General features: G+C 44.5%; 16 protein-coding genes. 9 read left to right on the forward strand and 7 right to left on the reverse strand.

The window, feature by feature from the left end:
* Positions 1-17 precede the first annotated feature (17 nt).
* Positions 18-644, forward strand: a complete 627-nt coding sequence (locus RBB12_RS14930; RefSeq protein WP_306014491.1) for a DUF2306 domain-containing protein — start codon at positions 18-20, stop codon at positions 642-644.
* Position 645: 1 nt separating this feature from the next.
* Here RBB12_RS14930 and RBB12_RS14935 read toward each other — a convergent pair whose 3' ends face one another.
* Genes RBB12_RS14935 through RBB12_RS14950 form a run of 4 tightly spaced genes read right to left on the reverse strand, consistent with a single transcriptional unit; the run spans position 646 to position 4,023 of the window.
* Complete coding sequence (locus tag RBB12_RS14935; protein ID WP_293282872.1) at positions 646-1,068, reverse strand: VOC family protein; 423 nt, start codon at positions 1,066-1,068, stop codon at positions 646-648.
* A gap of 33 nt (positions 1,069-1,101) precedes the next feature.
* On the reverse strand, positions 1,102-1,941 hold the full coding sequence (locus RBB12_RS14940; protein WP_306014490.1) for an alpha/beta fold hydrolase: 840 nt from the start codon (positions 1,939-1,941) through the stop codon (positions 1,102-1,104).
* 16 nt (positions 1,942-1,957) lie between these two features.
* Positions 1,958-2,506, reverse strand: a complete 549-nt coding sequence (locus RBB12_RS14945) for a hypothetical protein (protein ID WP_306014489.1) — start codon at positions 2,504-2,506, stop codon at positions 1,958-1,960.
* A gap of 8 nt (positions 2,507-2,514) precedes the next feature.
* Positions 2,515-4,023 carry a helicase HerA-like domain-containing protein gene (locus RBB12_RS14950; protein WP_306014488.1) on the reverse strand — a complete coding sequence of 503 codons (1,509 nt, stop codon included), beginning with the start codon at positions 4,021-4,023 and terminating at the stop codon, positions 2,515-2,517.
* A 56-nt stretch (positions 4,024-4,079) separates the two neighbouring features.
* Between RBB12_RS14950 and RBB12_RS14955 the strand changes: the two genes are divergently transcribed.
* The 3 genes from RBB12_RS14955 to RBB12_RS14965 all read left to right on the forward strand — a co-directional run bounded on the left by RBB12_RS14955 (position 4,080) and on the right by RBB12_RS14965 (position 7,833).
* Positions 4,080-4,532, forward strand: a complete 453-nt coding sequence (locus RBB12_RS14955) for a RidA family protein (RefSeq protein ID WP_306014487.1) — start codon at positions 4,080-4,082, stop codon at positions 4,530-4,532.
* Between the two features lie 98 nt (positions 4,533-4,630).
* The gene (locus tag RBB12_RS14960; RefSeq protein WP_306014486.1) at positions 4,631-7,153 is read left to right on the forward strand and encodes a T9SS type B sorting domain-containing protein; all 2,523 of its coding nucleotides are present in this window, start codon (positions 4,631-4,633) and stop codon (positions 7,151-7,153) included.
* Positions 7,154-7,200: 47 nt separating this feature from the next.
* Positions 7,201-7,833, forward strand: coding sequence for a 7-carboxy-7-deazaguanine synthase QueE (locus tag RBB12_RS14965; protein ID WP_306014485.1), 633 nt, complete (start codon positions 7,201-7,203; stop codon positions 7,831-7,833).
* 10 nt (positions 7,834-7,843) lie between these two features.
* Here the strand turns inward: RBB12_RS14965 and RBB12_RS14970 are convergent, their stop codons facing one another.
* Entirely contained in the window at positions 7,844-8,665 is an 822-nt protein-coding gene (locus RBB12_RS14970; RefSeq protein WP_306014484.1) for a hypothetical protein, read from the reverse strand.
* Positions 8,666-8,706: 41 nt separating this feature from the next.
* Positions 8,707-9,417, reverse strand: coding sequence for a class I SAM-dependent methyltransferase (locus RBB12_RS14975; RefSeq protein ID WP_306014483.1), 711 nt, complete (start codon positions 9,415-9,417; stop codon positions 8,707-8,709).
* 60 nt (positions 9,418-9,477) lie between these two features.
* Between RBB12_RS14975 and RBB12_RS14980 the strand changes: the two genes are divergently transcribed.
* Positions 9,478-9,972, forward strand: a complete 495-nt coding sequence (locus RBB12_RS14980; protein ID WP_179384438.1) for a YkgJ family cysteine cluster protein — start codon at positions 9,478-9,480, stop codon at positions 9,970-9,972.
* 21 nt (positions 9,973-9,993) lie between these two features.
* Positions 9,994-10,824 (forward strand): sterol desaturase family protein, encoded by an 831-nt coding sequence (locus tag RBB12_RS14985; RefSeq protein ID WP_293287142.1) that lies wholly within the window; start codon positions 9,994-9,996, stop codon positions 10,822-10,824.
* A gap of 224 nt (positions 10,825-11,048) precedes the next feature.
* On the opposite strand, the gene RBB12_RS14990 is transcribed toward RBB12_RS14985, so the two are convergent.
* The gene (locus RBB12_RS14990; protein ID WP_306014482.1) at positions 11,049-12,272 is read right to left on the reverse strand and encodes a DUF1343 domain-containing protein; all 1,224 of its coding nucleotides are present in this window, start codon (positions 12,270-12,272) and stop codon (positions 11,049-11,051) included.
* A 3-nt stretch (positions 12,273-12,275) separates the two neighbouring features.
* Between RBB12_RS14990 and RBB12_RS14995 the strand changes: the two genes are divergently transcribed.
* From RBB12_RS14995 to RBB12_RS15005, 3 genes are all read left to right on the forward strand, one after another.
* Complete coding sequence (locus tag RBB12_RS14995) at positions 12,276-13,517, forward strand: ABC transporter permease (RefSeq protein ID WP_306014481.1); 1,242 nt, start codon at positions 12,276-12,278, stop codon at positions 13,515-13,517.
* Positions 13,518-13,580: 63 nt separating this feature from the next.
* Positions 13,581-14,879 carry a M20/M25/M40 family metallo-hydrolase gene (locus tag RBB12_RS15000; protein ID WP_306014480.1) on the forward strand — a complete coding sequence of 433 codons (1,299 nt, stop codon included), beginning with the start codon at positions 13,581-13,583 and terminating at the stop codon, positions 14,877-14,879.
* Positions 14,879-15,655: an aldose 1-epimerase gene (locus RBB12_RS15005; RefSeq protein ID WP_306014479.1), complete on the forward strand. Its 777-nt coding sequence runs from the start codon at positions 14,879-14,881 to the stop codon at positions 15,653-15,655. Before RBB12_RS15000 ends, RBB12_RS15005 begins: the two co-directional genes overlap by 1 nt.
* Positions 15,656-15,667: the final 12 nt, after the last annotated feature.

The raw sequence follows: 15,667 nt of genomic DNA on the forward strand, positions 1-15,667 counted from the left end.
GTGCTAAAAAGCGAAGTATGGCCCAAACTACAAGAAATAAGGTAGCATGGATTGTTTTTATTTTTCTGGCCATCGGGATTGGCCTGTATCCATTGGTATACATTTTTGCTTCCGATGATTTTGGTCTGTTGCTGAACAAATCGGATGCAATAAGGGCTAGTTCGGTTTGGAAAGTGGCCTTTTACGGCCATATCAGTTTTGGTGGAATAGCCCTGCTGGTAGGATGGTCCCAGTTCATTAAAAAGTTACGCTCCAAACGGCTGCAACTCCATCGAAACCTTGGAAAGATATATGTAATTACGGCCATCCTGAGTGGTTTGTGTGGACTCTATTTAGGTTTTTATGCCACAGGTGGTTGGGTGTCCTCCATCGGCTTTTGTAGCCTTGCCCTGATTTGGCTCTTTACCACAACCCGTGCCTACATCGCCATCAAAAACAAGGATTTGGCGCTTCATCAAGGTATGATGCTCTATAGCTACGCAGCTTGTTTCGCTGCCGTAACATTGCGTATTTGGTTGCCCATCCTCATTGTGATTTTTGGGGAATTCCTAGTAGCTTACAAGATTGTTTCTTGGCTTTGCTGGGTGCCCAATATGATTTTTGCCTTTTTGTGGGTCCGAAGAAAGGGATTGAATTTGGCCTAGATCATTTGGCAAACAATTGCCCCATATCCTTGAATGCCTTGAACTCCAGTGCGTTTCCCGCAGGGTCCAAAAAGAACATGGTGGCTTGCTCCCCGGGTTCCCCTTTGAACCGAATGTAGGGCTCAATTACAAAATCGATGCCTTTCTCGATCAATTCTTTGGAAAAGGATTGGAAGGTATCCCACGGCAATACTACGCCGTAGTGCGGCACCGGTACGTTTTTGCCATCAACAGGGTTGGTATGGGTGTCTTCTTCTGATTTGGGCTTGTAGTGAATGACAAATTGGTGGCCAAAAAAGTTAAAATCTACCCATTGTTCCGCACTTCTACCTTCTTCACAACCGAGGACATCTCTGTAAAAAGTTCGACATTCTTGAAGATTGTGTACTGGAACGGCAACATGGAAGGGGGTTATATTCTGCATGGTCTATTTTTTCTGAAAATTAGGACAAGTTTATCAAGCTTCCAAAAATGATACAATTTGATCGTTCACATCATCTTGGTGCATGGAATGACCGAGACCTTCGGTACTTATCAATTGGCTCTCTTGCCAATTTTTGTTGACTGCAACCGATGCATGGTAGGGCGTAATCTTGTCGTACCTGTCATGGAACAGCAAGCCTTTCTTGCTAAGGGAACGTGCAAATTGTGAGGTGGAAAACTCATCAATTTTAAAACCAAAACGTTGTTGCACATACGCATCCAAGTGTTTCATCACCCGATTGTTAAACTTTAATAGGTCTTGAAAATGGGCCATGATCTCATGGAATTCGGACGGAGAACCAATGGTGACCAATTTTTCTACTTGATCGCTCGGATTTTTGTATTGGTTGTACACAATGGTCATCCCACCCACAGAGTGTCCGATAAGATGTTTCGGCTGGTATTTTTTAACCATGTGGTTGAGTGCCTCTTCGTATAGCGGAACATAGAGATGTTTCCCTGAGGAATAGCCATGCGACGGTGCATCAAAAGCAATAATGTTAAAATCCGCTTCCCTCAGTTTTTTGATGAGGTTCCGCCACCGGAAGGTGTTGCTCTCCCAGCCATGGACCAATAAAACCGTTTCCTTGTTCCCGGGCCAGTGGTAGGATTGGATGTTGTGTCCAGCTACTTTCTCAACAGAAAGTTTATGGTTGTCCAAATAAGCTGCCTGTTCAGGAGAGATGCGCCCTTTCCGTACGGTACAAAAAACATGGAAAGCGGTTTCTGCGCCCTTTTTTGGCGCAACTAGGGTATAGGCATTAAGATATTGCCCATAAACCAAGGGAATCGCTTTGTTCAGTAGTTTTTTCATTAAAACAATTTGGGGGCTACTCCCAGCCCAACATCAAATATTTGATTTTGGCATCATCGGGAATTTGCACGGCTTCAATGGATGCCATAGAAAAACGTAAACTTTCGGGCAGTTCCTCTTTGTCGATGGTAAAGTAAAGGTTGCTTCCCTTCGGGAAAACCACAACGCTATTTAGAGTGGTCACGATTTTCTTGATTTCATAGGCATCCTGGATATCCTTAAAAGTGCTTTTCAGTCCAATACCATTTTCTGAAGTGTAGCGTGAATCCATAATCCTTACATTTTCCACGGTAGGGATACTGTCCGAATTTGCGGTAAGGGTCAACAAATGTTTACCACCTTTTTCAAAAATATCAACTTTTTTTGGTGAAGCCCCCAAATTGATTTGGGCGGCATCTCCCACAACGGAATCTTGTACAAAAATGGTTTCGAGTTCACTCACTTTGGAGGTATTGGTCAAGGGACCAACACTGGTTTCGGTAATCAGGAATGTGGTATCCTTTTGGCACGATTGCATTACGGCCAAACCACAGATGAGGGCAAAGGCCCAATTTCTCTTTTTCATATAATTAGCTATCGGATCACTTTTTTTAGAACACCCAGAACTCCACGTATAAATGTGGCACTGGTCAAGACTTTCACAACAGGGTTCATTCGGGTGCTGCGCCTGCTCGAAGAGCTTCGGGTTGTTCTTTTTTCTTCTTTTTCTTTCTCGGCCTCTTTTTCGGCCCTTTCAATTTTTTCCGTCAGGATTTCGTAAGCACTTTCGCGGTCGATTTCCTCATTGTATTTTTTGATGAGCTTGGAATTGTCCAGAACCTCTTTAATTTCATTATCCGTCAAAATGTCCATACGGCTCATGGGCGCACGCATCATCGTGGCGGCTAATGGTGTGGGTCGGCCTTTTTCGTCCAGGGCGGAAACCAATGCTTCTCCAGTACCTAGAGAGGTAAGTACTTCGGCGGTATCGTAAAATTCCGTGATGGGATAATTTTGGGCCGTTAGTTTGATCGCTTTTCGGTCCTTTGCCGTAAAGGCCCTCAGTGCATGTTGGATTTTGAGTCCCAACTGGGCCAGCACATCGTCCGGCACATCGGTGGGATTTTGGGTCACAAAGTAAAGCCCGATTCCTTTGGAACGTATTAGTTTTACGATGCTTTCAATTTGATCGAGCAGTGCTTTGCTGGCATTGTCAAAAATCAAATGGGCCTCATCAATGAACAATACCAACTCGGGGCGTTCGCTGTCGCCCTGCTCCTGGAAGGTGGAATAGATTTCAGCCAAAAGACTTAGCATAAAGGTGGAAAATAGTTTGGGTCGGTCTTGAATATCGGTCAAACGGATAATATTGATGTACCCTCTGCCATTTTCATCAATGCGCACCAAATCGTCCACATCAAAGGACTTCTCCCCAAAAAAAAGGTCGGCACCCTGTTGTTCCAATTCAATGATTTTCCTTAAAATAGTTCCCGTGGAGCTTGTGGAAATGCGACCGTATGCTTTTTGAAACTCATCCTTGCCTTCTCCCGTGGCGTACTGCAGCACTTTTTTGAAGTCCTTAAGATCTAAAAGCGGCAGCTTGTTATCGTCACAATATTTGAATACCACGGCAACAATACCTTCTTGCGTAACGCTCAGGTCGAGAATCCGTGAAAGCAGTACAGGTCCAAATTCAGAGACCGTGGCCCGTAAGCGGACACCATTTTGCTCGGAGAGCGATAAAATTTCAACAGGAAACCCCTTGGCTTCGAACGGGAGTCCAATTTTTGCATGGCGTTCATCGATTTTGGGGTGTCCGGGACTTGGTTGGGCTATACCACTAAGATCACCTTTAAGGTCCATTAGCAGTACAGGTATGCCTTTGTCAGACAGATTTTCGGCCAATACCTGCAAGGTCTTGGTCTTTCCTGTACCCGTAGCCCCTGCAATAAGTCCATGGCGATTCATGGTTTTGAGCGGAATCTTGACAAATGCGTTGGTCATGGTTTCCCCATCGAGCATTCCGGCGCCCACGGTGATAAAATCACCTTTGGTGGCGTACCCTTGGTCGATATGTTCGATGAACTGTTCTTTGTTGCCCATGCTGTTCAATTTCCGATAAAAATAGGGTAATTTTAAGCAAAACTAAAAACTGGATTATGAAACCTTTTCGATATGTTATTTTGATTTTTCTGCTGGGAGGCTCTATCTCAACCGCTTGTGCCCAAGAAGATACTGAACTGATTTTTCACCCATCACACGAGCCCAAAAAGCAAAGTGCTCCTTTTAGCGATGTGGTGCAGGCAGGAAACCTGTATTTTTTGGCCGGACAAATAGGTATGGACCACAGCACACGTACTTTGGTTTCTGGAGGGATTCAGGCGGAGACCCAACAGGCGATTCAAAATATTTCGGAGGTTTTGGCCCAGCATGGTTTAACCTTGGACCATGTGGTGAAATGCACGGTCATTTTGGCCAATATCGAAGATTTTTCGGCCTTCAATGAAATTTATACCCAATACTTTACCCGAAAACCGGCCCGGACCACCTTTGCCGCAAAGGACATTGCTGCCAATGGGCAAATCGAAATTGATGTGATTGCAGTAAAATAAGTGGTACAATTGATTTATCGAAGATATGGGGCAATCGGCTTTAAAATTGAAGCCATTCCTTAAACTGTAAATATCTTCATGGATTCAGAAATTAAGGAATGCCGGAACGCTATTTTTTAAAACATATTTGTAAGGAAACCAGAAGAAAGCTTGGTCTTTTCATCTGTTTCCTATGTTTTGTTCCATATGTGCTGTGCTCCCAAACCAATGTGGCACCTGAGGTAAATGCAACGGGGGACCAAATTTATTGTCCGCTGACTTCAATTCGGGTTGCGACTGCATTTACGATTACAGACCCGGACGATACGGAAATAGACGCTTTTTATATTCAGATATCAACAGGCTATGAACGGGGATTGGATACCTTGCGTTTGGAAAATAATCACCCAAATGTGGCAGCAACATGGAACAGTCAGGAAGGAAAGCTCACACTTACCGGGGTATCAGGGGGTGCAGTTGCCTATGTTGATTTAATTGCCGCGGTAAATGACGTTGTGTTCGAGAGCAGTTCCACATCGCCAACCGAAGAAAAGTTCTTTTCATTTACCATAGGTAGTGCCAACTATTTGCCCGAAACGGGGCATTATTATGAATACATTGAAGCTTTTGGGATACGATGGGACGATGCTAGGGCAGCGGCAGAAAACAGGAGCTTTTTTGGACTCCAAGGCTATTTGGCCACCATAACCTCCGATGCGGAAGCCCAACTTACAGGAGAGCAGGCATCGGGTACAGGTTGGATTGGCGGAACGGACAGTATGAACGAAGGAGTTTGGAGGTGGGCCACTGGTCCTGAGGCAGGAACCATTTTTTGGAATGGAGATGCCAATGGCACTTCCTCAAATTTCGCATTTTGGAACACCAATGAACCCAATAACCTTAATGACGAGGATTACGCGCATATCACCGCTCCGGGAGTTGGAATCTCGGGGTCGTGGAACGATTTGTCCATAACTGGAGACCCTACGGGCGATTATCAACCTAAGGGATATATCGTAGAATATGGTGGGATGCCCGGAGATCCGACGTTAACACTTTCGGCAAGTACCAAAATAACTACTCCAAAAATCTTCACTGCCAACCCAGCGGTTATTTGCGGTGCCGGAACCATAACGCTGAGCGCAGAGCCAACTTTGGGAGAGGTAGTTTGGTTTGATGAGCCAACAGGTGGCAACCCTGTGGCCACAGGCAATGTTTTTACTGCCGACATAACTTCCAGCACCACATTTTATGCGATAGCTTCCTACGATGGATGCCTCAACGGCGAACGAATTCCCGTTGATGCCCAAGTGCAAATTAAACCACAGGTGAACAGTGATTTTACGGTGGCCAATTGTGGTTCAGGACAAGATGTGTTTTTCAATCTGCCACAATACAACAGCTTGATAATCGCGAATTCCGATAATTACACCATAACATTCCATCTTTCGGAAAATGATGCAGAAAACAACACCAACCCTTTGGATAACGAAATGTTTAGTATTTCCATTGCTGATGAGGTGTTTTTTCGGGTTGAGGGGACAAGCGATTTCTGTTATTCGGTCGGAAGGATGTTTTTGGAGGAAAGCACTACCTCTTTGCCTGCAAATTACGTATTTGAACAAGAAAAATGTGATGAAGGAGCAATGGACGGTATCGCTTCCTTTGACTTGCAAGAGGCTAGCAATGCCATTCTTTCGGAGTTTCCCACAAATCAAAATCTGTCCGTCTCGTTTTATGTCAGTGAGGGTGATGCTTACCTTAGCCGGAACGCCATATCTCAAAGTGCTAATTATACCAATGCCACACCTTTTGCCGAAACACTCTTTGTAAGGGTAGAGGACAATACTTCAGGGACTTGCTTTGGGGTAGGTCCAAACGTATTGCTCAGTGTGAATCCCATTCCGTCCTTTTCTGTGGAGGACGACTATATCTATTGTACCGGAGAGAGCGTATTGGTGGAACCATTTGCTGCCAACGGCGATTACACGTACGAGTGGTTCAATGAAGCAGGTCAGGTGGTCGGAACAACAGCGAGGATACGTATTTCAAAACAAGGAATGTATAGTGTTATCGCCACCTCGGAATCAGGTTGTGTGGGAGAGCGGCAATCGTTTCAGGTGACCGAATCTGGACCTCCTGCCTTGTCGCCTCAGTTTATTCAAGTTGAGGATGACGGCGAAACGGGAACTATCACCGTGAATCATCAAGATGGGCAATTGGGTATTGGGGAATATGTTTTTGCCTTGGATGACCCTAACAATGTGCAGCAGGAAGGTGTTTTTACCAATGTAACCCCCGGGCTCCATACCTTATATGCCATGGATTCGAACGGTTGTGGCATGGATGAAATTAGCGTTGGTGTTATTGGTGTCTCCAAATTCCTGACCCCAAATAATGATGGCATCAACGATACGGTGAAAATTTTAGGGGTCACCACAGCATTTTATGAGCAAGGCACTTTTTATGTGTTTGATCGCTATGGTCGATTGCTCGCCCAAACCAACCCTTTAGTGGCTGGCTGGAACGGCTTTTTTGATGGCCAACCAATGCCTCCATCCGATTATTGGTATGCATTGGAACTTAGGGATGTAAATGGCAAGGTGCATCTTAAAAAGGGACACTTTACCTTGAAGCAATAATTGCCAAGTTTCACGATCATACAATTTCTTCGTAGTATCTTTGCACCATGGTTGAAGAAAACGTGATGGATTTGGTAGAAAAGGGCCTGATGCTGCCTCTGATGGAAGAGTTTTACACCATTCAAGGAGAGGGCTTCCACAAAGGAGCAGCCGCTTATTTTATAAGGGTAGGTGGCTGTGATGTAGGATGCCATTGGTGCGACGTAAAAGAAAGTTGGAACGCCGAAACCCATCCACCAACGCATATTGATAGCATTGTGGCCAATGCCGAAAAGTATTCCAATACCATAGTGATTACCGGTGGGGAACCGCTCACTTGGGATATGGGACCGCTAACAGAAGGATTGAAGGCCAAGAACATGAACATCCATATCGAAACCTCTGGTGCTTATCCGTTGACCGGGGTTTGGGATTGGATTTGCCTGTCCCCGAAAAAGAACAAATTACCCGTGGGCGAAATCCACAAAAAAGCCCATGAACTCAAGGTAATCGTTTACAATAAGCATGATTTTATCTTTGCCGAAGAACAAGCTGCACAAGTGAGTGAGGATTGCATCCTGTATCTACAGCCCGAATGGAGCGTGCGGGACAAAATTATGCCGCTTATTGTGGATTATGTCATGAAACATCCTAAATGGAAAGTTTCCTTGCAGACCCACAAATACTTGAATATTCCTTAGAAAAAGAGGCTTATCGACCTCCGTATTTCTGAAGGTCCAAAATGCATTCAGCATCCAAGTTGGGAATGGTAGCCAGTCCTTTGGAGGCATTACTTTCCATTTGCTTCAATAACGAAGAACCAAATTCCAGTTCGGAACGCATCAAACAGCCATCAACATTACAATGGTTATTGCCTTCTTCCACACCTTCCTCATTAACGGTGGTCTCTTCGTGGTCGTTCACCGACTGTGTAGAAAGGTTCACCAAGCCGAACAAATGCCCAAATTCATGTATCAAAGTCGCTGTTTCCACATCTTCGGTGCTGACAGCTGTACTGCTATTGGCAATCTCTTGGATGGTGGATTCATAAATGACCATGGAGGTGTTCCGGTACACCGCACCAAGGGTCACTAGATTGTTTTCTTCGTCATCGGTTTCGGCAGGTGCATCGGCAAAATAAATGTGTACCGTAATGGTAGACCCGCTGTTATATTCGTCCCTATTCTCCCTTTCCAGCTCTACCACCTCTTCGAGGGTCAGGGTTTGTTCATTGGGAGAAGCTAATGCGGTATATATAAATTCAATATCTTCCTTAAAGGTGTGATGCCTTAAAAATTCTTCAAAATTGGCGATAGCCTCTGCGGTTGGGGCGAACCCGGTTACGTAATCAATTTCGATCAAAAGTTTATCGTAAACGTCGTTAGAAAGTAAGTCCCTGGCCGAAGCACCTGTAGATAAAAGGTTTCCCGCCCTCAGATTGGCGTTGGAATCCGTGGATGTCGGGGTCGAATCCTTGGAGCAACCCATAAGTAACCCAAGGCCAAACAAAGTGTATAGCGCAATTTTTTTCATAGCAATCAGTATAAACAAAAAACGTTCCTTGCCGGAATCTATTATGTTTTTAAGGTCAGCTTTGCTAAATAGTCGAAATGCTCGCCAGAAATTACAAGCTCGCAATTGAAACCATTTGACTCGCAGGCGTTTTGCAAGGTATCAAAATCTACGTAAACCCAATCAAAAGGTTCACTTTTTTGCCCCTTATATTCCATTTCAAATTGGACTTCACCATAATACGTCCCATCATTGGGAATCCAATAGCCACCATCTTCATCCTGTTCAAACATGTAAATGATATCGCTGGAGTCCAGTAATATTTGACCATTAGGCCGCAATAATGAGGCTAAATGCGGAAAAAAACCACTCAAATTTTTAAGTTGGCCCGCCAATCCAATACCGTTCATCAGTAAAAGGAGGGTGTCATATCTTTCTTCGGAATAATCCAAAATAGGACTGCATATGGTTGATGCTACCCCACGTGCTTGGCAGACTTCGATACAGCCTTTGGAACTATCCAAAGCAGTTACCTCCAATCCTTTGTTCTGTAGGTAGAGTGAATGACTTCCTGCACCCGCACCTACATCCAACACTTTTCCGCGCGCCAATTGCAACGCTTTTTGCTCAATTTGGGGCATTTCACTAAATGTTCGGAACAAATAGGGCAAAGGGATGACGTCCTCCTCATCCAAAGAGGAGTAGGTTTTGATATCCTCGGTGTATTGCCCTTTTTGATAATCCTGCAATGCCTTTCCAAAAATGTCGGCCATATGGGGAATGTTTTTGCAAAGGTGTGACTTTAATTGTTAAAATGGATAAGTTTGTGCATTATGGATGAACAACTCCGGGAATTGCCCCAAAAAGCAAGGGAAAAGCATTCCGAGAATAAAAAATTCTTTGCCAAGTTAAAAAAACGCCCTCCCAAGGATTTGGATTACACTATGCAACAACTGCATAATGCCGAATTCGAGCGGACGGACTGTCTTTCTTGTGCCAATTGTTGCAAGACCACAGGCCCCTTGTTCACCAACGCGGATATTGAACGGATTGCCAAACATTTTAGGATGAAGCCTTCCCAATTTATCGATGCCTTTTTACGAGTCGATGAGGAGAATGACTACGTGCTTCAGTCTGTGCCCTGTACATTTTTGGGCGAGGACAATTACTGTTCCATTTATGATGTACGCCCCAAAGCTTGCCGGGAGTTTCCGCATACGGATAGAAAAAAGTTCCAGCAAATCTCCAATCTCACCTTAAAGAATGTAGCAATCTGCCCAGCGGCCTTTAACATCGTGGAGGAAATGAAAAAGGCAATAAAATTTTGACGATTTATTATATTTGGGAGTATGGAGCAGCTTATTTCATATTTCGAGACCATTCCTTCCTGGCACCGTAGTTTGATCTTGGTGGGAGGAATAACTTTTTTCTGGATTTTGGAAGGAATTGTACCCTTGTTCAACGTGCCCTACAAAAAATGGAGGCATTCGGTTCCCAATTTCTTTTTTACAATGACCACGATCATCGTTAACTTTCCGCTGGCGTTCTTGCTGCTCAAGTCATCGGATTGGGCGGTTGCCAACGATTTTGGTATTATCAATTGGCTGCCGGAGATGCCACTTTGGCTTTATGTGGTACTAGGGGTCATGTTTTTGGATTTGATAGGGGCTTACACAGCACATTGGGTAGAGCACAAGGTAAAACCCCTTTGGATGGTCCATTTGGTACATCATTCCGACCATAATGTGGATACCACAACGGCCAACCGCCACCATCCATTGGAAAGTTTGATACGTTATTTCTTTACCTTGGTAGGGGTTATCATAGTTGGTGCGCCTATTGGCATCATCATGCTGTACCAGAGTTTGTCGGTGGTGTTTTCACAATTCAACCATGCCAATATCCGTTTGCCGAGAAAGGTGGACAACGCGCTAAGTTGGATTATCGTGAGCCCGGACATGCACAAAGTGCATCACCATTATCAATTGCCCTATACCGATTCCAATTACGGGAATATTTTCTCCATTTGGGACCGATTGTTCGGTACTTATATGTCCATGGACCCCAAAAATATCGTTTATGGAGTCGATACGTTTCCTGATGAAAAAGAAAACAGTAGCATCAAAGGACTGCTAAAACAACCTTTTCATAAATATAGAAGGCCTACAACGGAGGGATAAGGTGTCTTAAAATAAGTGGGCATTAAGAAGTTAACCATTAACAAATAACCAAATCCTCCAAAAGTCAAAGTCGAGATTCAATAAAAAAGACATCAGACAACAAGCAAACATTAACAGTTGCCAATTGTCAGTTCGAGCGCAGTCGAGAACCTTTTGCCATTGATTTTTCCCCCTTCACCTATCAACCAAATACAAATAACCGAACAGCTCAAACTATTCAAAGATTAATCATAAATCAAATACTTTTCCCGAATTTTCTTGAAGCGGGCCAAATCATCCTGCCAAGATTCCTTTATTTCATCATTGGTCATGCCCTGTTCAATCTGTTGTTGTAATAGCGGTGTTCCGGCGTGTTTGGTAAATCCGTCCGTTAAAAAGAATTTGGATTTGTCCAAGGTATTCTTGTAGGCGTCGATGACCCATTCCATGGAAACTTCGCTCATTCGTGGCACATGGGACAAATCACGCCCATAGCAAGTTTTTCCTTCCTCCTTTGGGTATTTGGACCCAAAGTTGGGTTCGGGGACATAGCTAAAATCATACTTGGTACTGTCCATAAACGAAGCGCCATATCGTTGGAACTGAAATTCAGTACCACGCCCAGCGTTTACATTAGTGCCTTCGAACAGCCCTAAACTCGGATATAGGTTGATGGACGTATCATTGGGTAAATTGGGAGAAGGACGTATGGGGAGGTGATACTCGGATTTATGGGTGTAGTTCTCCAACGGAATCACGGTCAAATCTGCTTTGTTTCCACTCTCCAACCATCCTTCGCCGTTGAGCATTTGGGCGTATTCGCCCATGGTCATCCCATATACCAAAGGAATGGTGTTCATGCCCAAATAGCTGGTATGTTCCTTTAGCATCGTGGGGCCATCCACATAGTGTCCGTTTGGATTGGGTCGGTCCAAAACGATTATCGGTTTGTTGTTTTCGGCGCAGGCCTCCATCACCAACTGCAAAGTGGCAATGTAAGTGTAAAAGCGAACCCCCACATCCTGAATATCAAAAACAATAATATCCAGATCGTTTAATTGCTCCCCCGAAGGTTTTCGGTTTTTGCCATAAAGCGAGATAATGGGAAGCCCGGTCTGGGTGTCCACACCATCTTTCACATGCTCTCCCGCATCGGCCGTACCTCGAAATCCGTGTTCTGGGGCAAAGACTTTTTTCACTTGAATCCCGGAGGTGAGCAAGGAGTCCACCAAATGGGTGTATCCTTTTTTATGGAAGACAACAGTGGTCGGATTGGCCACCACGCCTACGTTTTTCCCTTGTAAGTGGGGTAGGTAAGCTGCTGTCCTATTGGCGGCAACGATAATCGGTGCTGGTGCATCTGTTTCGGCCAGTGGGGTGGTCTCGGCATCTTTTTGTTGTCCCTTGCAAGCGGAAAACACCAAAAACAACAATAAAACTGTACTTTTGAACTTAGATAAAATGGGCATTCGTTGAATTTAGAATTGTTTATAGCCAAACGCCTGGTGACAGGGAAGGAACATAAAATTAGTATTTCCGCCCCGATAATAAAAATTGCCATCGCCGCGATCGCCATCGGTGTGGTAATGATGCTTATTGCCATTGCCACTGGTGTTGGCCTCAAGAACAAAATTCGCGAAAAAGTTGCTGCCTTCAACGGCCATATCCAAATTTCCAATTTCGATAATAATAATTCCGAAGTCTCCCTCACCCCGATTTCCATCAACCAAGATTTCTATCCTGAGTTTAAAAATGTGGAAGGGGTAAGGCATGTGCAGGCAGTGGCCACCAAAGGTGGGATCATTCGAACTGCAGATACGTTTGAGGGCATGCTCGCCAAAGGAGTGGGTACCGATTACGATTGGAGCACTTTTGAGGAATATTTGGTGGACGGTAGGTTGCCCGATTATAGCGGTAAGTTGAATGAGGAAGTACTCATATCCAGTTTAATGGCCAACAGGCTGAGGTTGAAGGTGGGCGATAGCTTTTTTTCCTTTTTTCTAAGGGATGGCGACGCCTCTAAACCCCCGAACAACCGTAGGTTCGAAATCGTGGGCATCTATGATAGCGGTTTTGAGGAATTTGATGAAACCTATGTGTTTGTGGATATTCGTCACATCCAATTGATGAACCGATGGGAGGACAATCAAATTGGAAACTTTGAGGTGTTTATTGATGATTTTGACCAGTTGGAGGAAAAAAGCAATGAAATCTATGGGAAAACGGTATCCGTTTTGGATACGCAGAATATCAAAAACAAATATTTCCGCATTTTTGAATGGATAGGCCTTTTTGATTTCAATATTGCCCTGATTATTGGGATTATGATTATTGTAGGCGGCATCAACATGATTACCGCCCTGCTGGTCCTGATTTTGGAACGTACCCAAATGATAGGAATCCTTAAGGCTCTGGGATCTGCGAACTGGAGCATCCGAAAGGTGTTTTTATACAACGCTGCCTATTTGATTGCCATTGGGCTATTTTGGGGAAACCTGATTGGGTTGGGCGTCATCTTTCTGCAGGATAAGTACCGCATGTTCAAATTCCCAAACCCGGAAGAATATTATATCGATTACATCCCTGTGCACATGGATTTGATTACGATTTTACTCTTGAATTTGGGAGTGATGTTGCTCTGCTTGTTGATGTTGTTGGTGCCCTCTTACATCATCACTAAAATAACTCCGGTAAAGGCCATTCAATTTGAGTAGGGTTGCGAAGGAATCATGATTTATCATTCTAAATTGATACCTTGTAGCACAAAATAACCAACCATGATTTTCAAATATTACATGACTTTAATAGCTGTATTGCTTACAGCTTCCATTTCAGCACAAAAACTTTCCAGAACCGAAAAAAAGATTGTTTCCACCATCGAAAAGAACAATGCCGAGGCCATTGATTTCTTGGAACAGGTGGTCAATATCAATAGTGGTACCCTTAATGCCAAAGGGGTTAAGGAAGTGGGAATGGTGTTTAAGGATGCCTTTGATAATATTGGATTTGAGACCAAATGGATAGAGATGCCCGAAGAAATGAACCGTGCAGGTCACCTTTTTGCCGAAACCAGCGGGACCAAGGGAAAAAAGTTATTGCTGATCGGTCACTTGGATACCGTTTTTGAAGAGGACAGTCCATTCCAGACCTTTGAAATGGTAAACGATAGCGTTGCCCATGCCCCGGGCGGAAATGACATGAAGGGAGGGGATGTCATCGTGCTATATGCGCTCAAGGCACTTTCGGATAACGGCTTGTTGGATGATGCCCAAATTATTGTGGCCTTTACCGGGGATGAGGAAAGTACGGGTAAACCCTTGTCGATAAGTAGAAAAGACTTGATCGATGCCGCCAAGCGAAGCGATATTGCGTTGGGCTTTGAAACATCAACAGGGTTCAACTATGCAACCGTGGCCCGAAGAGGCGCTTCGGGCTGGGCAGTGGAAGTGGAAGGAAAACGGGCCCATTCCTCAGGTGTGTTCAGCGAGCGTACCGGTGCTGGTGCCATTTTTGAAATGTCCCGAATCCTACATCAATTTTATACCGATGTAAAAGGGGAAGATTTGCTGACCTTTAACCCTGGCGTTTTGCTTGGAGGCACCTTTGTCAATTTTGATGAAAAGACCAGCAAGGGCGATGCCTTTGGAAAAACCAATGTTGTGGCCCAAAAAGCGGTGGTAAAGGGAGGACTTCGATTTATATCGGAGGAACAAAAAGAACGGGCAAGGGCCAAAATGAGGGAAATCGTGGCCAATAATTTACCACAGACCTCGGCCACCATCAGTTTTACGGATAGCTACCCTGCCATGCAGCCCACGGAAGGAAACCTTGCTCTATTGGGTACTTTGAACCAGGTGAGTTTAGATTTAAATCAAGGTGAAGTCTTGGCTTATGACCCTGGAAGACGCGGGGCGGCAGACGTATCTTTTGTAGCTGAATATGTAGATGGTTTGGACGGATTGGGAACCATGGGCTCCGGTGCACATACGCCGCAGGAGACCGTTAACCTGAATACCATCGAGGCTTTGACCAAACGCACGGCCATCTTAATTTATCGATTGATCAACACTAACTAATGGTAATACTACATAACAAAAACGCCACCGTAAAGATTGACGCGGGCGAACTGGTGGGCTATCAAGTGGATGGACATGAATTTATCCACCAAAAGGGAAGCCCGGGATGGAGCAGCGCCGATACTGAAATGTTTCCTATTATCGGCCCGGTCAACGAGGCTGGTTTTCGTGTAAAAACTCCGAAAGGAGAGGCCGTGCAAGACCAACATGGACATTTGCGCCAAATGGAATATCAGCTGACGGAACAAACAGAAACCGCTGCCGCTTTTGTGAAGCAATACCATTCGGGCACTGAGGTAAACAATTCCAAGTTTCCCGAAAAATCTACGGAAGAAGCCCTTACCTGGCCTTATGACTTTCGGTTTGAGAAAACTTTTTTGTTGACCGATTCCAGTCTGGAAATCAATTTCAAAATTACCGGTGAAGAGGGAATGCCGTTTATGCTCGGGTACCATCCTGCCTTTAAACTCCATACGGAATCTCCTGTTATTTTGGTCAATGGCAAAAAGATTTTGCTGGATGAGGTCTTGGCGGTGGGCAGTAGGGCACTCCAAATTTCAGATTGTACCTCCGTTACACTAAAAGATGAGAAGGAAATCACCATCGAAACCGAAGGTTTTGGCAACTTTATGTGTTGGACGGAAGTAAGAAACATGGTTTGTATCGAACCGATTTCATTTTACCCGTATGCCGTAAAACAATCGGATTTGCACCAAGGCTTTGAAAAGCTAAAGAATACGGCCGAATTTAAAGTCGTTTTAAAGCCAGAAGTATAAACTGCCTTTAGG

Origin of the sequence: Allomuricauda sp. MMSF_3307, from assembly GCF_030733585.1 — a bacterium.
Lineage (GTDB): Bacteria > Bacteroidota > Bacteroidia > Flavobacteriales > Flavobacteriaceae > Flagellimonas.